At 66.9% G+C, this 19,403-nt stretch carries 20 protein-coding genes; 12 read left to right on the top strand and 8 right to left on the bottom strand.

Translation table 11 applies throughout. From position 1 onward, the window contains the following. The first annotated feature begins 79 nt into the window (after nucleotides 1-79). Together ACPXCG_RS06780 and ACPXCG_RS06775 are read left to right on the top strand one after the other, a co-directional pair. The gene (locus ACPXCG_RS06780; protein WP_425790310.1) at nucleotides 80-610 is read left to right on the top strand and encodes an acetyltransferase; all 531 of its coding nucleotides are present in this window, start codon (nucleotides 80-82) and stop codon (nucleotides 608-610) included. An 844-nt stretch (nucleotides 611-1,454) separates the two neighbouring features. Beyond that, nucleotides 1,455-2,066 carry a DedA family protein gene (locus tag ACPXCG_RS06775; RefSeq protein ID WP_425790308.1) on the top strand — a complete coding sequence of 204 codons (612 nt, stop codon included), beginning with the start codon at nucleotides 1,455-1,457 and terminating at the stop codon, nucleotides 2,064-2,066. 67 nt (nucleotides 2,067-2,133) lie between these two features. On the opposite strand, the gene ACPXCG_RS06770 is transcribed toward ACPXCG_RS06775, so the two are convergent. Together ACPXCG_RS06770 and ACPXCG_RS06765 are read right to left on the bottom strand one after the other, a co-directional pair. Next, complete coding sequence (locus tag ACPXCG_RS06770; RefSeq protein ID WP_425790306.1) at nucleotides 2,134-3,057, bottom strand: MaoC/PaaZ C-terminal domain-containing protein; 924 nt, start codon at nucleotides 3,055-3,057, stop codon at nucleotides 2,134-2,136. After that, nucleotides 3,057-4,412 (bottom strand): 3-oxoacyl-ACP reductase, encoded by a 1,356-nt coding sequence (locus tag ACPXCG_RS06765; RefSeq protein WP_425790304.1) that lies wholly within the window; start codon nucleotides 4,410-4,412, stop codon nucleotides 3,057-3,059. Before ACPXCG_RS06765 ends, ACPXCG_RS06770 begins: the two co-directional genes overlap by 1 nt. A gap of 146 nt (nucleotides 4,413-4,558) precedes the next feature. Here ACPXCG_RS06765 and ACPXCG_RS06760 point away from each other — a divergent pair, with 146 nt between their 5' ends. The 5 genes from ACPXCG_RS06760 to ACPXCG_RS06740 all read left to right on the top strand — a co-directional run bounded on the left by ACPXCG_RS06760 (nucleotide 4,559) and on the right by ACPXCG_RS06740 (nucleotide 9,363). Continuing rightward, on the top strand, nucleotides 4,559-5,854 hold the full coding sequence (locus tag ACPXCG_RS06760; RefSeq protein ID WP_425790302.1) for an acetyl-CoA C-acetyltransferase: 1,296 nt from the start codon (nucleotides 4,559-4,561) through the stop codon (nucleotides 5,852-5,854). Between the two features lie 203 nt (nucleotides 5,855-6,057). Beyond that, nucleotides 6,058-7,746 carry a VanW family protein gene (locus ACPXCG_RS06755; RefSeq protein ID WP_425790301.1) on the top strand — a complete coding sequence of 563 codons (1,689 nt, stop codon included), beginning with the start codon at nucleotides 6,058-6,060 and terminating at the stop codon, nucleotides 7,744-7,746. A 79-nt stretch (nucleotides 7,747-7,825) separates the two neighbouring features. Further along, nucleotides 7,826-8,602, top strand: a complete 777-nt coding sequence (locus ACPXCG_RS06750; RefSeq protein WP_164308217.1) for an SDR family NAD(P)-dependent oxidoreductase — start codon at nucleotides 7,826-7,828, stop codon at nucleotides 8,600-8,602. Between the two features lie 121 nt (nucleotides 8,603-8,723). Continuing rightward, nucleotides 8,724-8,960, top strand: coding sequence for an AbrB/MazE/SpoVT family DNA-binding domain-containing protein (locus ACPXCG_RS06745; RefSeq protein ID WP_425790298.1), 237 nt, complete (start codon nucleotides 8,724-8,726; stop codon nucleotides 8,958-8,960). Continuing rightward, nucleotides 8,944-9,363, top strand: a complete 420-nt coding sequence (locus tag ACPXCG_RS06740; protein ID WP_425790297.1) for a type II toxin-antitoxin system VapC family toxin — start codon at nucleotides 8,944-8,946, stop codon at nucleotides 9,361-9,363. Before ACPXCG_RS06745 ends, ACPXCG_RS06740 begins: the two co-directional genes overlap by 17 nt. 132 nt (nucleotides 9,364-9,495) lie before the next feature. On the opposite strand, the gene ACPXCG_RS06735 is transcribed toward ACPXCG_RS06740, so the two are convergent. Both ACPXCG_RS06735 and ACPXCG_RS06730 read right to left on the bottom strand, forming a co-directional pair. Further along, nucleotides 9,496-11,331 (bottom strand): acyl-CoA dehydrogenase, encoded by a 1,836-nt coding sequence (locus tag ACPXCG_RS06735; RefSeq protein WP_425790295.1) that lies wholly within the window; start codon nucleotides 11,329-11,331, stop codon nucleotides 9,496-9,498. Between the two features lie 123 nt (nucleotides 11,332-11,454). Further along, nucleotides 11,455-12,441 carry a DMT family transporter gene (locus tag ACPXCG_RS06730; protein ID WP_425790293.1) on the bottom strand — a complete coding sequence of 329 codons (987 nt, stop codon included), beginning with the start codon at nucleotides 12,439-12,441 and terminating at the stop codon, nucleotides 11,455-11,457. A gap of 36 nt (nucleotides 12,442-12,477) precedes the next feature. On the opposite strand from ACPXCG_RS06730, the gene ACPXCG_RS06725 reads away from it, so the two are divergent. Beyond that, entirely contained in the window at nucleotides 12,478-13,059 is a 582-nt protein-coding gene (locus ACPXCG_RS06725) for a TetR/AcrR family transcriptional regulator (RefSeq protein ID WP_425790291.1), read from the top strand. Here ACPXCG_RS06725 and ACPXCG_RS06720 read toward each other — a convergent pair. After that, on the bottom strand, nucleotides 13,042-13,812 hold the full coding sequence (locus ACPXCG_RS06720; protein ID WP_425790289.1) for a deoxyribonuclease IV: 771 nt from the start codon (nucleotides 13,810-13,812) through the stop codon (nucleotides 13,042-13,044). The genes ACPXCG_RS06725 and ACPXCG_RS06720 overlap by 18 nt on opposite strands. Before the next feature lie 27 nt (nucleotides 13,813-13,839). Further along, nucleotides 13,840-14,055, bottom strand: a complete 216-nt coding sequence (locus ACPXCG_RS06715; RefSeq protein ID WP_425790287.1) for a hypothetical protein — start codon at nucleotides 14,053-14,055, stop codon at nucleotides 13,840-13,842. 175 nt (nucleotides 14,056-14,230) lie between these two features. On the opposite strand from ACPXCG_RS06715, the gene ACPXCG_RS06710 reads away from it, so the two are divergent. The 3 genes from ACPXCG_RS06710 (at nucleotide 14,231) to ACPXCG_RS06700 (ending at nucleotide 16,686) form a co-directional block, all read left to right on the top strand. Further along, nucleotides 14,231-15,532, top strand: a complete 1,302-nt coding sequence (locus ACPXCG_RS06710) for a phosphatase PAP2 family protein (protein WP_425790285.1) — start codon at nucleotides 14,231-14,233, stop codon at nucleotides 15,530-15,532. 10 nt (nucleotides 15,533-15,542) lie between these two features. After that, nucleotides 15,543-15,965 (top strand): hypothetical protein, encoded by a 423-nt coding sequence (locus ACPXCG_RS06705; protein WP_425790283.1) that lies wholly within the window; start codon nucleotides 15,543-15,545, stop codon nucleotides 15,963-15,965. Between the two features lie 106 nt (nucleotides 15,966-16,071). Beyond that, complete coding sequence (locus ACPXCG_RS06700; protein ID WP_425790281.1) at nucleotides 16,072-16,686, top strand: DUF305 domain-containing protein; 615 nt, start codon at nucleotides 16,072-16,074, stop codon at nucleotides 16,684-16,686. Nucleotides 16,687-16,749: 63 nt separating this feature from the next. Here the strand turns inward: ACPXCG_RS06700 and ACPXCG_RS06695 are convergent, their stop codons facing one another. Together ACPXCG_RS06695 and ACPXCG_RS06690 are read right to left on the bottom strand one after the other, a co-directional pair. Further along, nucleotides 16,750-17,823, bottom strand: a complete 1,074-nt coding sequence (locus ACPXCG_RS06695; RefSeq protein WP_425790279.1) for a DUF4185 domain-containing protein — start codon at nucleotides 17,821-17,823, stop codon at nucleotides 16,750-16,752. 52 nt (nucleotides 17,824-17,875) lie between these two features. Next, on the bottom strand, nucleotides 17,876-18,754 hold the full coding sequence (locus ACPXCG_RS06690) for an acyl-CoA thioesterase domain-containing protein (protein ID WP_425790277.1): 879 nt from the start codon (nucleotides 18,752-18,754) through the stop codon (nucleotides 17,876-17,878). A 67-nt stretch (nucleotides 18,755-18,821) separates the two neighbouring features. Between ACPXCG_RS06690 and ACPXCG_RS06685 the strand changes: the two genes are divergently transcribed. After that, entirely contained in the window at nucleotides 18,822-19,391 is a 570-nt protein-coding gene (locus tag ACPXCG_RS06685; protein WP_425790275.1) for an HdeD family acid-resistance protein, read from the top strand. Nucleotides 19,392-19,403: the final 12 nt, after the last annotated feature.

Here is a 19,403-nt window from a genome sequence, read left to right as displayed (position 1 = left end):
CCGACGGTCGTCGCGGCCGTGATTGGGCTCGTCTGCGGCGATGCACTCTCGCAATGACACGAAGGACTCTTGACGACTGATGATTGCCGCGACCGAATATGCGATCGCCCGCTTGGGCAGTGTGGTGACACTCTGCGCGACAACAGAATCGCTGGAGTTCATTCCGCCGCCGAACTGGTATGACCTGGATTCCGCGGCGTCTCATGATGCGATGGCGAGTCGAGTGCTGTTGCGCTCGACCACTCCGACCCCGAGGTTTGTTCCCAACGTGGCCGTCCAGTATTTCGATCTCGGCACGACCGACGTGATAGACCTCGCGGAGATCGACACCAGTTTCGACATCGGCGCCCTAGACAGTGGCACGATCCTGAACCATGGCGTAAGGCCCGACGGGAATCTCAGCGTGGACGAGGGTACCTATCGAGCCGACGGCGAGGAACTTCGAGTCCGGCGGTCGCAACTCGCCTACCTGACGCCCGCGGGGCACTCCATGCTGTCGATCCTCACGGCCACCACCGCCGACGGCGATTGGAACAGCATGGAATTCGAGATCAGAGAGATGGAGGAGCGTTGGATCAGGACCACAACCCCACCGAGTGGCGTCGCGTGAAAACGTACTTCACCGGAAAGGTGTCCATGCTCGTCACCTACCCGATCCTGGGCTTCGGTGCCGGCATGCTCATCGGCTACTTCACCGGCTGAGTTCGCCCGATGTCGGATGACTCCGTCGCCGGTGCAGTCCAAGTCGATCCGCGGGTCGTGGTAGTGCCACCGCAGCGAGCTGGACTGAGAGGAGGGGCTCGGGTATTGAGGTTTCGTGTTACCAGGAGGTGCAGTCACAAGCCCCGCCATCTTGCCGGCTCGTTTCCCCGAGGGCTTTCGTACTTCACGTCAAGCGTCACTGACTACCTCGCCAACAACTTGGTCGTGCTGCCGACGGGGCTAGCCTTCGTCCTGGGGCTCTACTGCGGCGATGTGCTGTTTCACTGAAAGCAGGAATCTGCATGACCCATGATTGCCGCCGCGGAATGTTCGATTATCCGGTTCCGGCGCAGTGCAGCACTGTGGGCGGCAACAGAGTCGTTGAACGTAACTCAACACTCTTCCGGTCGTTCTCCGTGGCCGCGCGATCTCGACCCCAGCGTGGCACTCCACGATATCTCGCAGGCTGATCTGATGCGCCGCAGACAAGACGCGACGCGCCCACCCGGCATCAAGCACAGCAGACGGAAGGCTCGGCACCGGGCGAAGTCGGCTTCCACGTCGTGGAGTGGAGCGGCCTCGTCAGGGCGAAGGCCGTGGACCTACTTGGGCGACGGAACTCTTTACTTCCTGGTCGCCCCTGTGATCTGCACGCCAACGATCCTTGCGTTAGTGGCCGGTCTGCTCGCCGCCGATGCGCTGTTCCACTGAGCACGAAATTCTCGACATAACCGCTCCAGTATCCTCGATCAGTGCACGTAATCGCCGACTGGCTCGTCGAGCTGGTGGAATCGGTGCCGTCGTGGGCGGTCTACCTGGTGGCGTGCGGAGTCGTCTACGCGGAGACCTCCACCCTCATTCTCGGGCTGATCCTGCCGAGCGAAGCCGTGCTGCTGGCCGCGGGTGTCGCCGCGGCCGTCGGCCCGACCGCGGTCGGCGCCCTCGTGGTGGCGGTCTGCGTGGCCGCGATCGCTGGCGACGCGACCGGGTACTGGATCGGACACAGCTCGGGACATCGGGTGAAGGCATCGCGGGCGGGACGACGGTTCGGCGAGGAGCGGTGGAAGAGTGCCGAGGCGCGGATCGACCGGGACGGCATGGTCGCGGTTGCCACCGGACGATGGATCGGATACGTGCGCACCCTCGTGCCACCGGTGGCCGGGATGACCCGGATGCGCCCGCTGCGATTCGGCATCGCCGATGTCATCGGTGCCACCACCTGGGCGACCACCGTGCTGCTGGTCGGCTACTTCGCCGGCGCCGCGTTCGGCGCGACACTGCTGCTCTACGCCACCGCTGCGCTGGTCGTCGTCGCGGTCAGCTGGTACGTCTGGCGGAAGTGGCAGGCCCGACGGCCGGCCTGAAACACGGAGTACTCCCACAAACACGGAAAGCATCGCGTGTTTGTGGGAGTTCTGCGTGTTGTTGGCGTCAGGCGCCGCGGGTGGTCGCGGTCAGGTGCGGATACCCCTTGCGCCGGTTGAGAATCGAGAGGTCGAAGTTGCCGCTCACATGCGGCCCGCTCGCTGCGCTCCCGGCGCCGGCACCGTCGATCCGCCGGGTGTAGAGATTCACCTTGGCGGGCAACAGGATCGGCTTGCCGAAGCGCACCGTGTAGGTGACGTCGTCGGGTAGCTGGGCCTCGACGTTGGCGATTGCCGCTGCAGCACTCCACATCCCGTGCGCGATGGCCTTCGGGAAGCCGAAGGCCTTGGCCGTCAGATTGCCCATGTGGATGGGATTGCGGTCACCGGATGCCTCGGCATACTGGCGGATGCGCCCCAGATCGACCGACAGCACCGCGTCCGGGGGCGGCGGCGCGATCTCCTTGGGTGCCGGCCCGCGCGGTTCGTCCGACAGGCTGGTCCGCTGCTGCTTGAGGAACGTCGCCACCTGGGTGGTCACGAGTTCCGAACCGACGCTGACCCGCGAGATCATGTCGACCAGCAGACCCTTGCGGTGCTCGCGCAGGTTCTCCGCATGCGTGTCGATGGTCAGCGGCTCGCCGACGCCGATCGGCCGAATCCGGTGGATGCTGTTCTCGACATGCACCGAGCCGACCGCGCCGAACGGAAAGTCGTTGTCGGTCATGACCTTCATCGCCAGCGGGAACTGCAGCACGAACGGATACGTGACCGGGAGCGTCGAGCCGAACCGCTGCCCGGTGACACGCGTGTAGGCATGCAGTCGCTCGGGCTCCACCCGGACGTTCTCCAGGCGATAGTGCCGCTCGGGGATGGTGGCGTCGGCCCGCACGGTGGCCGGCTTGCCGATGACCGGCAGCATGGCGCCGACGGCCTTGGAGTACACCTCCGCGGTGCCCGGCGCGCTCGGGAGCGTGATCGTCTTGGCCATCACGCGCCCAGGAATCCCTGGCCGCACACGCGGACCACGTTGCCGGTGATGGCGCTCGACGCCGGGCTCGCGAAGTACGCCACGGTCTCCGCGACGTCGACCGTCTGACCGCCCTGCTGCAACGAGCTCATCAGCCGACCGGCCTCCCGCGTCGCCACCGGGATGGCCGCGGTCATCTTGGTCTCGATGAAGCCCGGCGCCACCGCGTTGATGGTGATGCCCTTCTCCGCCAGGATCGGCGCATACGTGTCGACCAAGCCGATCACGCCCGCCTTGGACGCGCCGTAGTTGGTCTGGCCGCGGTTGCCGGCGATGCCCGCGATGGACGAGACGTCGACCACGGAACCGCCCGCACGCAGCGCGCCTTTCTCCAGCAGGTCGTTGACCAGCCGCTGCGGTGCGATCAGGTTGACCCCGATGACGGCGTCCCAGCGCGATGCGTCCATGTTGGCGAGCAGCTTGTCGCGGGTGATGCCCGCGTTGTTGACGATGATGTCGACGCCGCCGTGCCGCTCGAGGGCGTGCTCGGCGAGCTTGGTGCCGGCATCCTCGGCGGTGACGTCGAGCGGGAACGCGGTGCCCTTGATCTTGTTCGCGGTCTCCGACAGGGCCTCGCCGGCCTGCGGGACGTCGGCGGCGATCACGTGGGCGCCGTCACGGGCCAGCACCTCGGCGATGGTGGCGCCGATGCCGCGGGCGGCACCGGTCACCACGGCGACCTTGCCGGCCAGCGGCTTGTCCCAGTCGGCGGGGGCCTTCGCGTCGTCGGCGCCGACCCTGATGACCTGCGCGTCCACGAACGCCGACTTCGCGGAGAGTACGAAGCGGACTGTCGACTCCAGTCCGGTCAGTCCGGTCTTGGCATCGGGGGAGACGTAGACCAGCTGGACCGTCGCGCCCTTCTGCAGTTCTTTGCCCACGGAGCGGGTGAAGCCTTCCAGGGCGCGCTGCGCGATGTGCTCGTTCGGATCGCTCACCAGCTCGGGTGTGGTGCCGATGACCAGGAAACGCGCCGACGGTGCGAGTGAGCGCATGTTCGGCTGGAAGAACTCGAACAGTTCACGCAGCTCGGCCGGCGAGGTGATGCCGGTCGCGTCGAAGACGAGAGCGCCGTACTTGTCGGCGCTGCGGCCGGTGGTGGCGTTCTGGATCACGTCGTAGTCGGGCGAGGTGAGGATCTCGCGCAGCGGCTCGACCACGCGGCCGGCGCCGCCGAGCAGCACCGGGCCCGGCAGGGCGGGTTCGGACGGCTTGTACCGGCGCAGGGTCGGCGGGACCGGCAGGCCCGCCTGCTTGGCGATGAACGAACCGGGGGCGGAGTGGACGAAATTCGAGTACAGGCCAGTGGCTGCCACGGGAGATCTCCTCAGGTTTTCTTCGGCAGGTCGGTCAGACGGTGCGGTATGTGCGACGACGCCCATGGGAGCATCGTTCGACAACTAACTTACTCATGAGTAAGAATAGCTCATAGACACCGAACTACACCCCCTGGGAGATCGAAGTGGCTCAAGCACCCAAGACCCGCAGCATGCGTCCGGTCGCGATCCTCGGCGGCAACCGGATTCCGTTCGCCCGCCAGGACAAGGCCTATGCAAAGGTCAGCAATCAAGAGATGTTCACCACCGCCCTCGACGGGCTGGTGAGCCGCTTCAACCTGCAGGGCGAGCGGCTCGGCATGGTCGCCGGTGGCGCGGTGCTCAAGCATTCGCGTGACTTCAACCTCATCCGTGAGTGCGTGCTCGGCTCGGCGCTCTCCCCGTACACCCCGGCCTTCGACATCCAGCAGGCGTGCGGCACCGGTCTGCAGGCCATCGTCGCCGTCGGCGACGGCATCGCGTCCGGCCGCTACGACGTCGCGGTCGGCGGTGGTGTGGACACCACCTCGGATGCGCCGATCGGTGTCTCGGAGTCGATGCGTCGTCAGATGCTCGAGGTCAACCGGGCCCGCAGCGTCAAGGACCAGGCCCTCGCCGCCCTGAAGCTGCTCCCGAAACTGGGCATCGAGATCCCCCGCAACGGTGAGCCGCGCACCGGGATGTCGATGGGTGAGCACGCCGCGATCACCGCCAAGGAATTCGGCATCAAGCGCGCCGATCAGGATGCGCTGGCTGCCGCCAGCCACCAGAACATGGCCGCCGCCTACGACAGCGGCTTCTTCGACGACCTGATCACGCCGTTCCTGGGTCTCACCCGGGACCAGAACCTGCGCGGCGACTCCACCGCGGAAAAGCTCGCCAAGCTCAAGCCGGTGTTCGGTGTGTCCCTGGGCGACGCGACGATGACCGCGGGCAACTCCACCCCGCTCACCGACGGCGCCTCGACGGTGCTGTTGTCGAGCGACGAGTGGGCCGACGCCAAGGGCCTGCCGGTGCAGGCCTATCTGGTGGACAGCGAGAGCGCGGCCGTCGACTACGTCAACGGTCCCGACGGTCTGCTGATGGCGCCGACCTACGCGGTGCCGCGTCTGCTCGAGCGCAACGGACTCACGCTGCAGGACTTCGACTTCTACGAGATCCACGAAGCATTCGCCTCGGTGGTGCTCGCCACCCTGGCCGCCTGGGAATCCGACGAGTACTGCAAGGAGCGCCTCGGCCTCGACAACGCGCTCGGTGCTATCGACCGCACCAAGCTCAACGTGCACGGATCGTCGCTCGCGGCGGGACACCCGTTCGCGGCCACCGGCGGCCGGATCATCGCCCAGGCGGCCAAGACGATCAAGGAGAACGGTGGCGGTCGCGCACTGATCTCGATCTGCGCGGCCGGCGGTCAGGGCGTCACGGCGATCGTCGAAGGGTAGGCCCGACCAGCCCGGACATCGATCCGGTGACACCGGCCGAAAAAAATTCGCGGATGGATGTAACGCCGCGGAAAGTAGCGTAGATATACGAGTAGCCCCGGCTGAGCTGCCAGACCCCCGACCCGGCAGCTCGGCCGGGGCGCCTACTTTTTTCGGCGCCTCTCCCCACCACCCTTTTGCAGTTCTCCACATATGGTGTTTTCGTGAGCAAGTTTCCGACAACGCGTACCGCGGTGCGCATCATCGTCGGTGCGCTCGCCGTCGCGAGCGTGGTGCTCGCCACGGATCTCCTGCTGACCAAGGACACCACCGCACGCGGTGCGGTCGTGGCGGGTGTGCCCGCGGGGCATCTCCACCGCGACGAGGCCCAGGGCGTCATCGACGAATTGTCCGCCCGCACCACCGAACCGGTCTGGCTCCGCACGGCGGCGGGCACCGCGATGGTCGACGCCGCCTCTCTGGGGCTGACCTTTGACCCGGACGCGACGCTGGAGCGGCTCATGCAACAGCCGAAGAACCCGGTCACGCGGCTGGCGGGCATGGCCGGCGTGCCGCAGACGATCGACCCCGTCGTGCACATCGATCGGGTGGCCTTCGACAGCACGCTCGACGAGCAACAACCGACGCTCGAGCAGGCGGCCGTGGAGGGCGGGGTCCGCTATGACGGCACCACTCCGGTCGAGGTCATGCCGGTCGCAGGCGAACGGGTCGCCCACGATGCCGCTGCCGCGACGCTCGCCGAGAGATGGCTCGACGGGCGGCCGATCGATCTGCCGGTCGAGGATTTCGACCCTACGGTCTCGACCGACGTGGTCCGCGAAACCGCTGCCGGCCCCGCCGTCCGCGCCGTCGCCGGCCCGCTCACGCTCACGGGCTCCGACAACGAGACCGTGCGCGTGGAGCCTGCGCAGCTCGGATCGATCCTGTCGTTCGGCCCCGACGGCCAGGGCGGTCTGAAACCGGTCGTCGATCCCAAGAAGGGCGCGGCCCTGCTCGGTCCCCGGTTGGCGGCCACCGAACGCAAGCCCGTCGACGCCACATTCTCGGTGCGGACGGGCAGCCCCACCGTCGTCCCGTCCCGTGCCGGCGCCCGCGTCGACTGGACGAAGACCTTCGCCTCGATCGCGGCGGTGGCGACCGGTGCCGATGCCTCGGACGAACGTGTCGTCGAGGTGGCCTACAAGCCGCTCCCAGCGCGCCTGACGACCGAAGACGCCCGCAAACTCGGCGTGCGCGAAGTGGTCGGCGAGTTCACGACGTCGGGATTCACCAGCGCGTCGGGCGAGAACATCCGCCTGGTGGCCGACGAGGTCGACGGTGCGCTGATCCTGCCGGGCAAGACGTTCTCGCTCAACACCCACACCGGCCCCCGCGGGACGGCGCAGGGCTACGTGACGTCGACGATCATCGACCACGGTCACGCCGCCAAGGCGGTCGGCGGCGGCATCTCGCAGTTCGCGACGACGCTCTACAACGCGTCGTACTTCGCCGGTCTCGAGGACGTCGACCACACCGAGCACTCCTACTACATCTCCCGCTATCCGGAAGCCCGCGAGGCGACCGTCTTCGAGGGGGCGATCGACCTCGTGTTCCGCAACAACACACCACACGGCGTCTACATCGAGACGAACTGGACGCCGTCGGACGTCACGGTCCGGATGTGGAGCACCACCACCATGGACGTCGAGTCGATCACCGGCGACCGTCACTCGTACACCGAGCCGCCGCTGGTGAAGCTGCCCAAGGGCGACGACTGCATGGCCTCGAGCGGCAGCCGCGGATTCACCACGTCCAACACCCGGGTGATCTCCGACGCCGAGAGCGGCGCGGAGGTTCGCCGGCACACCCGCACCGTCAAATACGATCCGGAACCGAAGGTCGCCTGCGTCTGACGCCGGCCGGTGAAGACCACCGAGCAATCGCTCGGTGGTGGGTGTCGGCGATGCCATCCTGCGATGTAATCTCCACCTCGTGGATATCAATGGAGCAAGTGCAATTGTCACGGGCGGCGCATCCGGTATCGGTGCGGCGGCGGTTCGCCAGCTGGCGGCCAAGGGGGCCAAGGTCGTCGTCGCCGATCTGCAGGCCGACAAGGGGGAGGAGCTGGCCAAGGAGGTCGGCGGCACCTTCGTGCGCGTCGACGTGACCGACACCGCGCAGATCGAGGCGGCCGTCACCAAGGCCACCGAACTCGGCCCGCTGCGGGCCCTGGTGAACTCGGCAGGCATCGGCTGGGCCCAGCGCACCATCGGCAAGGACGGCGAGTTCTCGTCGGCCCACGATCTGGATGCCTACAAGAAGGTCATCGCGATCAATCTGATCGGCACCTTCGACTGCATCCGGCTCGCCGCGACCGCGATGAGCCGCAACGAGCCGCTCGAGTCGGGCGAGCGCGGTGCGGTCGTCTCGATGGCCAGCGTTGCGGCCTTCGACGGTCAGATCGGCCAGGCCTCGTACTCGTCGTCGAAGGGCGGCGTCGTCGGCATGACCCTGCCGGTCGCGCGTGACCTCGCCGCGGTGGGCGTGCGTGTCAACACCATCGCCCCCGGCCTGATCGACACCCCGATCTACGGCGAGGGCGAGGCCTCGGAGGCCTTCAAGGCGAAGCTCGGCGAGTCCGTGCTGTTCCCGCATCGTCTCGGCAAGCCGGACGAACTGGCGTCGATGGTCGTCGAGCTGGTCACCAACTCGTACATGAACGCCGAGGTCATCCGCGTCGACGGCGGCATCCGGATGCCACCGAAGTAGTCGGTCCCCGTACGTCGAACTGCCCCTGGCCCGCCACGTCGAGCCAGGGGCAGTTTGCTGCCGTGCCCGGCACGCCGTCGTCGGCGCAGGCCGATGCCATTCGAATGGTAGTTTCGATGCCATGAAGACCACCATCGATCGGTCGGGACGGATCGTCGTTCCCAAAGAGCTACGCGACCGCGTGGGGCTCGTGCCCGGCGAGGTGGAGATCACCGTCGCGGGGAGCGGTCTCGTCCTCGAACCCGTGGCGACCGACGAGTTACTGGCCGGCGACGACGGTCTGCTGATCCTGCCTGCCGGTGGTGCCGAACTGTCGAGCGACGACATCCGCGAGTTGCGCCTTGGCGACCAACGCTGACACGATCCTGCTCGACACGAGCGCGGCGATCGCACTCGTTCGTCCGGAACAGTCCGGTCACCGGGCTGTTCGCGCAGCGGTACAAGGACTCGTGTTGGGCCTCAGTGGGCATGCCGCCTTCGAGACCTACTCCGTGCTCACGCGATTGCCACCGCCGCAGCGACTGACAGCGTCGGCCGCCGCCCGACTCATCGCGACCAACTTTCCCCACGAGTGCCACCTGTCGCCGAGAACTGCGGCAGACCTGATCGAATCATTCGCCGCGGCAGGCATATCCGGGGGCGCGGTGTACGACGGTCTGGTCGCCTCCGCGGCGGTGGCGGCGGAGCTCCCGTTGGTCAGCGTGGACCGTCGAGCCGAACCCATCTATCGATCACTCGGAGTGCAGCTCCGCCTGCTGTGACACCCGGTCCGTGCCCGTGGCCCGTGCCCCGAAAACAGTTCTTCCCCCGGTTCTGCGTTCTTTCCCCACATGCATGCGGAGGACGAGAACGGAACCGGGGGAAGAACTTCGATCAGGTGAGGTGACGGCCGATCAGAAGACCGACTCGTCGACCTCCATGATGTCGGCGTCGATGTTCTCGACGGTGGCGCGAACGGCCGTCAGCAGCGGGAGCATGGACTTCGCGAAGAAGCTCGCGACCGCGACCTTGCCCTCGTAGAACGCCTTGTCCTCATCCGAGCTGCCGGCGTCGAGCGCGGCGAGCGCCACCTCGGCCTGACGCAGCAGCAGCCAGCCGATGAGGAGGTCGCCCACCGACAGCAGGAAACGCACCGAGCCGAGGCCCACCTTGTAGAGCTCCTGCGGGTTCTCCTGGGCGTTCATCAGGTAGCCGGTGAGGCTCGCGGCCATGGCCTGCACGTCGTCGACGGCGGTCTTCAGCAGGGCTCGTTCGGACTTCAGGCGACCGTTGCCGCCCTCGGCGTCGAGGAACTTCTGGATCTCTCCCGAGACATGCGCGAGGGCCTGGCCCTTGTCGCGGATGATCTTGCGGAAGAAGAAGTCCTGCGCCTGGATGGCCGTGGTGCCCTCGTAGAGCGAGTCGATCTTCGAGTCACGGATGTACTGCTCGATCGGGTAGTCCTGCAGGAAGCCGGAACCGCCGAGGGTCTGCAACGACTCGTGGCCGAGGGTGCCGTAGGCGCGCTCGGAGCCGACGCCCTTGACGATCGGCAGCAGCAGATCGTTGACCTTGTGCGCCATCTCGGCATCCGCACCCGAGACGATCTGAGCGGCAACGGGATCCTGATGCGACGCGGTGTAGAGATAGATCGCGCGCAGACCCTCGGCGTAGGCCTTCTGGGTCATCAGCGAGCGACGCACGTCCGGGTGGTGCGTGATGGTGACGCGCGGCGCGCTCTTGTCGGTCATCTGGGTCAGATCGGCACCCTGCACACGCTCCTTGGCGTAGTCCAGAGCATTGAGGTACCCGGTCGACAGGGTGGAGATGGCCTTGGTGCCCACCATCATCCGCGCGTGCTCGATGACGTCGAACATCTGCGCGATGCCGTCGTGCACCTCGCCGACGAGCCAGCCGACGGCCGGGGTGCCGTGCTGGCCGAAGCTCAGCTCACAGGTGGCCGAGGCCTTGATGCCCATCTTGTGCTCGACGTTGGTGACGAAGGCGCCGTTGCGCTCGCCCAGTTCGCCGGTCTCGTGGTCGAAGTGGAACTTCGGCACGAAGAAGAGCGAGAGTCCCTTGGTACCCGGCTTCGCGCCCTCGGGGCGGGCGAGCACCAGGTGGAAGATGTTCTCGGTCATGTCCTGGTCGGCAGAGGTGATGAATCGCTTCACACCGTCGATGTGCCAGGTGCCGTCCTCCTGCTTGACGGCCTTGGTGCGGGCCGCGCCCACGTCGGAGCCTGCGTCGGGCTCGGTGAGCACCATCGTTGCGCCCCAACCACGTTCGGAGCAGATGGCGGCCCACTTCTTCTGCTCGTCGGTGCCGTTGTCGAAGAAGATGTTGGCGAAGCCCGAGCCCGCGGCGTACATGAAGACCGGCGGGTTGGCGCCGAGGATCATCTCGCCGATGGCCCAGTAGAGCGACCGCGGTGCGGGCAGGCCGCCGAGCTCCTCGTCGATGCCGATCTTGTCCCAGCCGCCCTCGACGAGGGCGTTGTAGGACTTCGTGAATCCCTCGGGGATCGCGACGCTGTGCGTCTCCGGGTCGAAGACCGGCGGGTTCCGGTCGGCCTCGGTGAACGACTCGGCGATCGGCCCCTCGGCCAGTGTCCTGACCTCGCGAAGCATGTCGACGGCCGTCTCGTGGTCGAGATCGCCGAAGTCACCCTCTTCGAGCACCTTGTCGAGGTCGAACATCTCGAACAGGTTGAAGTGGAGGTCGCGCATGTTGCTCTTGTAATGGCCCATGAAAGTTTCCTTCTCTGACAAGTCTGGGTGGGCTACGAGTCGTTCGGCGATCGCATAAGTTACTCGCCGGTAACCTAAGGATACCTCCGATTCCGTGCACGGACCAACTCGATCCGGGTGTGATCAGCACTGACGGCTGCCAGCAGGGACTTCGGCGGTGAGATCCGGATGAAACGGACGCCGTTCGCGTCGTCGGCCGGGGCGGACGACGGCGATCGTGGCACCGAGGGCGACCGTGAGTCCGATGATCGTCGTCGGGGTGAGTGGTTCGCCGAACATCGCGGCGCCCCAGAGTGTGGTGACCGGTGGCATGAGGAACATCAGCGCGTTGACCGAGGTGACGCCGAGTCGGTCCACGAGGACCCAGTAGAGGCCGTATCCGCCGAGCGTCGACATCCCGATGAGCCACGCGATCGCGACCCAGAATCCCGCGGCCGCCGGCGGCGTCGCCGTGCCGGTGACCAGGCAGATCGCGGTGAAGATGATCGCCGAGGTGGTGCAGTGGACCGCGAGCGACTCGGTGCGCGACAAGGTGCTGGTCGCGCGTCGGTCCAGGAACGTGGCCGCGACCAGGCTCGCCATCCCGGCGAGGGGGACCAGGTAGGCCCACCAGGGCGCGGCCGTGGCCGATGTGGTGGCATCCGTCCACGTCACGATCACCACCCCGGTGGCGCCGAGTAGGAGTCCGATCCACTGCCGGCCGCTCACCGCGGCGCCGAGGAGTGGTCCGGCCAGCACGGCCACTGCCAGCGGTTGCACGCCGTCGATCAGCGCCGTGGTCCCGGTGCTGACGCCCAGTCCGATCGCCCAGTACACGGTCAGGGTGTACCCGCACTGGGACAGCGCCCCGACCGCGACCTGCGTCGCCCAGCCATGCCGCGCCCGGTGCGGGCCGAGGGAGCGGCGTGCGAGGACTGCCGCGACGACGGCGAGGGCCAGGGCTACGGGCACGAAGCGCCACATCAGCAGTGTGGTCGCCGGCGCATCCGACGCTCCGAGTTTGGCCCCGATGAACCCCGACGACCAGGACGCGACGAACAGGATCGAGAGGCCGGCGCTCGCCCACGCGGTCGATCTGCCGGCAGGTATACCGATCGGTGAAGTCCGCATGGGATCGACTTTACCGATCGGTGTAGTCTGTGTCATGTGACCACCGCGATCGACTGGACGCCGAAGGCGAGGGCGATTCTGAACGCCGCGTCGGACCTCTTCTATGCGCAGGGGATCCACGCCGTCGGCGTGGAGGCCATCGCCGAGCGGGCGGGCGTCACCAAGAGGACTCTGTACGACCGTTTCGGGTCGAAGGAGCGACTCGTGGTGGAGTACCTGCTGGCCCGGGACGCGTCATGGCGGGCGTTCCTGGCCGATCGGTCGGCGGCCGCCGCTGACGGCGCCGTCGCGCAGGTGTCGGCCGTCTTCGATGCGAGCCGCGACTGGGCCGCCGAGCGAGGCCCCAAGGGCTGCAGCATGATCAACGCCCACGCCGAGATCAGCGACCCGGCGCATCCCGCCTATCCCGTCATCGTCGGACAGAAACGATGGATGCTCGACCTCTTCTCCCGGATCGTCGACACCGCGGGGACGCGGCCGTCCGAGGCGATCGCGACGCGCCTGATGCTGCTGCACGAAGGGGCGCTCGTCGCCGCGGGGATGGGCGTCGTCGAGGACGCCTTCGGTGCGGCGAGATCTCTCGCCGTCGAGCTGCTGCGGTCAGAGCGCGTCGCGTAGATACTTCAGGTCGTCGGGAATGCCGTCGGCGGGGGTCTCCAGGATCACCGGCGCGCCCGCGGCCTTGGCGACCGCGGCCAGGACGGCGGGTTCGATGTGGCCGTCGCCGAGATTCGCGTGCCGGTCCCGCCCGGAGTCGAACTCGTCGCGCGAATTGTTCAAGTGCACCAGGTCGATACGTCCGGTGATGCCCTTGACCCGTTCCACGAGTCCGACGAGGTCCTCACCGCCGGCCCAGGCGTGGCAGGTGTCGAGGCAGAAGCCGGCCTGGTCGAAATCGCCCACCGACTCCCAGAGCCGGTCGATCGACTCCAGCGTGCGAGCCATCGCATGGTCGCCACCCGCGGTGTTCTCGATCAGGATCGGCACGCCGAATCCGCCCTTGTCGACCTGACGGTCGAAGAGCTTGCGCCAGTTGGCGAATCCTTCTTTTGCGTCTTCGCCGTCGCGGAGATGACCGCCGTGCACCACAAGTCCGAACGCGCCGAGCTCGGCGGCGGACGTGGCCTGCTGCTCGACCGCCTTGCGTGACGGCATCCGCAGCCGGTTGTTCAGGCTCGCGACGTTGATCTGATAGCTCGAATGCACGACGACGTCGATGGCCGAATCGCGGATCGCCTCGGCGTCCGGTCGAGGTGTGGGCTTCTTCCAGCCCTGCGGATCGGTGACGAACATCTGGAAGACGTCGATGCCGAGTTCGTTCGCGGTGGACAGCGGGTCGGTGTCCTCACGCAGATGTGCTCCGATGCGCATGGGTCAACGATAGTGTGCGCCGGCCCGTCACTCGCCGACGGCCGGCTCGGTCTCGATGGTGATCGGGACGCCGGTCGCGATGAGGAGTCGGCACGGGGCCTCGGAGCCGTGGTAGAGGCTGAGCCATTCGTGGCCGCGGCCGCCCTCGGCGTATACCGAGTCGAGGGCGCGATCGAGTCTCGCCTCGGTCTCCTTGGTGATGATGTAGCGCTGGTCGCCGTAGCGCAGGTAGCGGTCGGGCACGGCACTCCTCCCAGGTCCGGTTGGTGTGATACCGATCACGATCCTAGGGGAAAACGGCGGCAACGACGGTCGCGCGGCGGTTTGCTGGTCACCAAACGCCCGATGATCACTAGGCTGACGGAAAGTGAATACGCAGGGTGCCCCGAGCGGGGGCTTGGGTGGGCAGGAATCTCGGGTGAGCATTGACGACGCGGTCGACGTCCAGGACTCGGACGATGATGCGGGATCGCGATCTCGCCGTGCCGCGGGCAAGAAGTCGAGGTCGACGTCGGCGGAGAACGAGTCCGATACTTCTGAGTCTGATACTTCTGCGTCCGATACTTCTGCGTCCGATACTTCCGCGTCCGGGGCCGAGCCGTCCGGCGTCGAACCGGTGCTCGACGACATCGCGGCCGCCGCGGCGACCGATTCCGAACCCGGGAGTCGTCGAGACCTCACCATGGTCCGACGTGTCGCGATCGCTGCCTGGGTCGTGTTCATGGTGGTCGAGATCGCTCTCAACGGTCTGGCCTTCGACCGTACGCAGCTGATCGTCCTCCTCTGTCTGGGCATGTTGGCCGCCACCATCGGGCGGCGCAAGGCGATCAGCGTGATCATCGACTGGCTGCCGTTCGCGCTGATCCTCGTGCTCTACGACTGGACCCGCGACGTCGCGCGCATCGTCAACATGCCCACCCAGTGGCATCTCGCCCCCGACGTCGACCATGCACTGTTCGGCGTCAATCCGACGGTGTGGTTGCAGGAGCACCTGAAAGGCGCGACCCCACCCTGGTGGGAGGTCATCACCAGCGTCGTCTACATGTCGTATTTCATCGTTCCCTATGCCGCCGCGGCCGTGCTCTGGCTGCGCGACCGGTCGGCGTGGCGACGCTACGCGGCGTGCTTTGTGGCGACGACATTCCTCGCGCTCATCGGCTACACGCTGGTCCCGGCCGCACCGCCGTGGGCGGCCGCCCGGTGTACCGCCGAGCAGGTGGTCGACCATCCGCGCGAGCCACTGTGCATGACGAACGAGACAGGCGCCCCGGGCGGCGGCGTCCTCGGCGACGTCACGCCCACGCAGTCCGGCGCGGAGCCGTACGTGGAGCGGATCTCCGCCCGCGGCTGGAACGTCCTGAACATCCACGCGGCCTCGACGCTGGTCGAGGTCGGGCAGGGCAAGGCCAACCTCGTCGCGGCGATCCCGTCGCTGCACGCCGGTCTCACGATGTTGCTGGCCTTGTTCATGTGGCCGCGAGTCAAGGCCTTGGGCAAGACATTGTTCATGGGTTACGCGCTCGCGATGGCCTTCACGCTGGTCTACACCGCCGAGCACTACGTCTTCGACATCCTGCTGGGCTGGGCGTTGGCGGCGTTCGTCATCGTCGTCGCGAACCTGGTCGACAAGTACTGGCTGATCCCGCGAAAACAGCGACGCGAGGCGGCCGAGGCCCAGACCGAGGTCGGGGCCGGGACCGAGGTGTCCGCGCTTCGGTAGGCTCGTCGGCGTGTCGATCGCCGGTCTCCGTGAGCTGCCCCGCAGCGCGCGCGGCGCCGGTCTGTTGCTCACCATCGCGATGGCGATCCTGATCATGCACACCGTGGTCGCGCAGTGCGCGTCCGGTGGCGGTCATCATGAGGCGTCGGCCGCCGACCGTCCGCAGCCCTCGACGGTGATGCAATCGGCGCAGCACGAGGTGCTCGACGAGACGTCGATGAGCGGTACCGACTGCGGGCTGCATCAGCACGCGTGCGTCTTCATCCGGGCCGCCGATCCGGACGTCATCGTCCTGGCAGTCCTGGTGCTGGCCTGGGGGTTCCCCATCCCGCCGTTGCTGCGGTCGGTGCGCGGACGACGGCGTCCCAGGCCGGGCCGACCACCTCCGTGGGCCATGCCGACGCATCTGCAATTGCAGGTGATCCGCTGCTGATGGGCGACTGCCGGACCGTGTGTCCGGTCGCCGATCAGTACCGCCTACGCACGTCCGCTCCGGACGTCGCGGGACGGATCCACCACTCTTGCAGAGGATTCCTTCGATGAGACGACAGACAACCGCGTGCTCGCTCCTGATCGCCACCGCACTTCTCGGGGCGTGTTCCACCGGCACGGACGACCCGGCGACGAGTTCGCCGGCACCCACCTCGGCAGCTGATTCCGCCGCCTCCGGGTCGGAGTCGGTGTCGCACAACGACGCCGACATCGCCTTCAACCAGATGATGATCCCGCATCATCGTCAGGCGGTCGCGATGGCCGAACTCGTGGACGAACGCACCACGACACCGGCCGTGCGTGCGCTCGCCGACCAGATCGAGAACGCCCAGCAACCCGAGATCGACCAGATGACCGCCCGCCTCACCGACTGGGGCGTGCCGGCCGAGCCGGTCGAGCCGGGTGAACACGGCGGCCATGGCGGCCACTCGATGTCGGGCATGATGACCGACGACGAGATGGCTGCGCTGACCGACGCCCGCGGAACGGAATTCGACCGGTTGTGGCTCGACGGGATGATCCGCCATCACCAGGGCGCGGTCGCGATGGCCGACGACGAACTCACGCGCGGGATCGACGGTCCCTCCCGGGCCCTCGCGCAGCAGATCAAGGCCTCTCAGCAGGCGGAGATCGGCGAGATGAAGCAGCTGCTCGGGCAGTGACCCGCAGGCCGGGTGCCCTGCCACGCAGGGTGCCCGGCCGTGGCGGTCCGAGGGCAGCCCGCGTCAGGGCTTGTTCAGCGGAAGCCGCATCAGATAGACCTGATACCCGGTGTAGATCGAGTACGTGAAGTACAGCGAGCTGCCCTTCGACCACGGGTGGATGAAGGGGGCGTACCCCGAGTACGGGTCGTTGGCCGGCACCACGACCTCGCCCGAAGTCCACGGCCCCCACGGATTGTCGGCGGTCCGCAGCACCACACCGTTGTCCTTGGTGCCGAGCGAGATGTACTTGCCGAGATAGTCGTTCCAGGCGACCGACAACTCGCCGGTCGGCGCGCCCATCACCGGGGTGGCCGACTCCGGGTTGTTCTTGACCCAGTGACCCCATGAGAAGTACTCGTACTTGCCGAGATGCTCGATGTCCTTCTCGTTCACCCGCGCCAGATAGACCGAGCCCCAGCGGCCGTCGGGGGTGCCGTAGGTGTAGACGGTGTTGCCGACCTTCAGATAGGCCGCCATCTGGAACTTGTGGTTGCCGCCGCTGTTCGGCCGGAATGCGTTCACCGCATTCCAGTTCTGGCCGTTGTCGGTGGACGCCGCGAGTCCGGACCAGTTGGTGAACCAGATCCCGGCCGGTCCCCAGTGCTTGACCGACATCACGTTCATGTACTGCTTGCCGTTCGCCGCGACGCCCGCGGTCGGGATGATCGTGACCTCGCGGCGCAGATTCGGCTTCAGCAGGCGCTTGGCGTTGCCCGGACTGCCGGCATGGCCGGTGAACGTCATGCCGTCGGAGAGATTGTGGTCGGTGCTGCGCAGCAGGACGTTGGAGCGCCAGTACCAGAGCTGGCCGTAGAGCAGCGACCATCCGTTGAACGATTGGGTGTCGCCGAAGGCGGTCATGATCTCGCCGTGACCGTTGTCCCACATGACACCGAGGTCGGTGCCGACGATGTTGTATCTGCCGACCGTGTCGTTGATCGAACCCGGCCCGGTGAGGCGTGCGACGACCTTGCCGTTACCGGCCGCGACGGGAAAAGCCTCGGCGGATGGCGTGGTCGCCAAGCTCACCGTCAGAGTGGTCGCGAGGGCGGAAACCGCGAATGCCGTTCTCCATCGTCCTAGACGCCGCATCATGAGCGAGACCCTATCAAGACCTGATAGTCATCGGAGCGCGACATAAGGACTGTCAGCCTTCGGCATACCTTTCGCCGGGTTTCACCGACGTGAAATCGATGGTCGCGGCCGCGTTCTCCACGCCGGTGACCATGCCGACCCCGAATTGTCCGTCGTCGTCGTAGAGGTTGGCGGTACTCGTCGAGATCCCATCGGTCTCCAGGTGGGTGGCCGCCTCGACACCGATCCGGGTCCCGACCGGTAGTCGGGACAGCGCGACGGTGAGATCGCAGTTGATGTAGGCGATGCCCGCCGTGCCCCAATTGCAGACCAGACTGGTCGATTCCCCGCTGATCACCGCGCGCTGGAATGGTGTCGGGTCCTCCCCGACGACGGTGGAGACCGCCCGGGTCCACAGCCATTTCCGCTGCCCGTGCTGGTGGGCGGCCATGTCCTGACTCCAGACGATCTCGCCGCCGTGCGCCGAGGTGGTCCCGTACCAGGGGAAGTGGTCGTCGGGCGCGGTCTCGGGAGGTCGGAATCGGGTCGCGTCGGCCGGCCGGCGCCAGCGTTCCCCTGGCGGATCGGTGCTCTCGCTGACGAACACGGTGGTGCTCCGCGCGACGATCACCTCGGCACCGTCCACGGACTGGATAACGTCCACCTCGGCGACCTTGATCCGTCTGCCGTCGCGGACGAGTCGGCCCCGGGTGACGGTGACGGTGTCCCGGGCGACCTTGAACAGTTCGATGGTGAACCGTGCGGTGCGGAATCCCGCCGTCGCGAACTCGTCCTCGGCGGCGCGGGCGGCGAGTGCGCACACCGCGGGCCCGTTCAACGTCGACGGCGCCCAGAGGCTGGCCGCGTAGCGGGTGGGGATGAATCCGCGAGACTCTTCCGCAGCGGAATCGGCCGTCCCGGAATCGTGCGAGAAGAATGCGATCAGCGACACTGATTTTCCCTTCTGTTCGGCGGGTGAATGTGGTGTCGCACCCTCCGAGACGTACTAACCTGCCTCCATGACAATTGCAGATTACGCAAAGCAGATTCCGAACGAATTGGTGAATGCCGTTCGCTCGATGATGATCGCGACGTCCATCGTGGGAATCGTCCTGGGAATCATCGCGCTGATATGGCCGGGCGCCACCCTGCTCGTGATCGGTGTGCTCTTCGGGATCTCGTTGATCGTGGCCGGGCTGTTCCGTATCTACACGGCGTTCGCGGCCAACCTGTTGTCCGGCGGATGGCGGTCCGTCCTCGGCCTCGTCGGCGTGCTGATCCTGGCGGCCGGCATCATCGCATTGTTCAATCCCGAGGAGTCGCTGGTGTTCCTGGCGATCTTCATCGGCATCGGCTGGATCTTCCAGGGAGTCGCCGATCTGGCGCACGCGGTGGCCGGCTCGGTGCACACGCCGCGGTGGCTGTTGGTGCTCTCCGGTGTGGTCGCGATCATCGCGGGCATCGTGATGATGGCGATCCCCGGTCTCGCACTGGCCACCTTCTTGTGGGTGGCGGCGATCATGCTGATCGTGGTCAGCGTGGTCACGCTGGTGACACTGCCCAAGAAGATCGAGGACCCGACGATCTGAGAGGGATGATCT

The sequence above is a fragment of the Gordonia sp. DT218 genome, assembly GCF_049847105.1.
In the GTDB taxonomy this organism is placed as follows: domain Bacteria; phylum Actinomycetota; class Actinomycetes; order Mycobacteriales; family Mycobacteriaceae; genus Gordonia.
Note: the sequence above shows the minus strand (reverse complement) of the source record. Positions and strands in the feature narration are given on the sequence as shown.

What these genes read in the sequence shown, in the direction of transcription:
- ACPXCG_RS06780 (WP_425790310.1), top strand. Translation starts at nt 80, where the DNA reads ATGATTGCCGCGACCGAATATGCGATCGCCCGCTTGGGCAGTGTGGTG.
- ACPXCG_RS06770 (WP_425790306.1), bottom strand. Translation starts at nt 3,057, where the DNA reads ATGGCCAAGACGATCACGCTCCCGAGCGCGCCGGGCACCGCGGAGGTG.
- ACPXCG_RS06745 (WP_425790298.1), top strand. Translation starts at nt 8,724, where the DNA reads ATGAAGACCACCATCGATCGGTCGGGACGGATCGTCGTTCCCAAAGAG.
- ACPXCG_RS06735 (WP_425790295.1), bottom strand. Translation starts at nt 11,331, where the DNA reads ATGGGCCATTACAAGAGCAACATGCGCGACCTCCACTTCAACCTGTTC.
- ACPXCG_RS06730 (WP_425790293.1), bottom strand. Translation starts at nt 12,441, where the DNA reads ATGCGGACTTCACCGATCGGTATACCTGCCGGCAGATCGACCGCGTGG.
- ACPXCG_RS06720 (WP_425790289.1), bottom strand. Translation starts at nt 13,812, where the DNA reads ATGCGCATCGGAGCACATCTGCGTGAGGACACCGACCCGCTGTCCACC.
- ACPXCG_RS06700 (WP_425790281.1), top strand. Translation starts at nt 16,072, where the DNA reads ATGAGACGACAGACAACCGCGTGCTCGCTCCTGATCGCCACCGCACTT.
- ACPXCG_RS06695 (WP_425790279.1), bottom strand. Translation starts at nt 17,823, where the DNA reads ATGATGCGGCGTCTAGGACGATGGAGAACGGCATTCGCGGTTTCCGCC.
- ACPXCG_RS06685 (WP_425790275.1), top strand. Translation starts at nt 18,822, where the DNA reads ATGACAATTGCAGATTACGCAAAGCAGATTCCGAACGAATTGGTGAAT.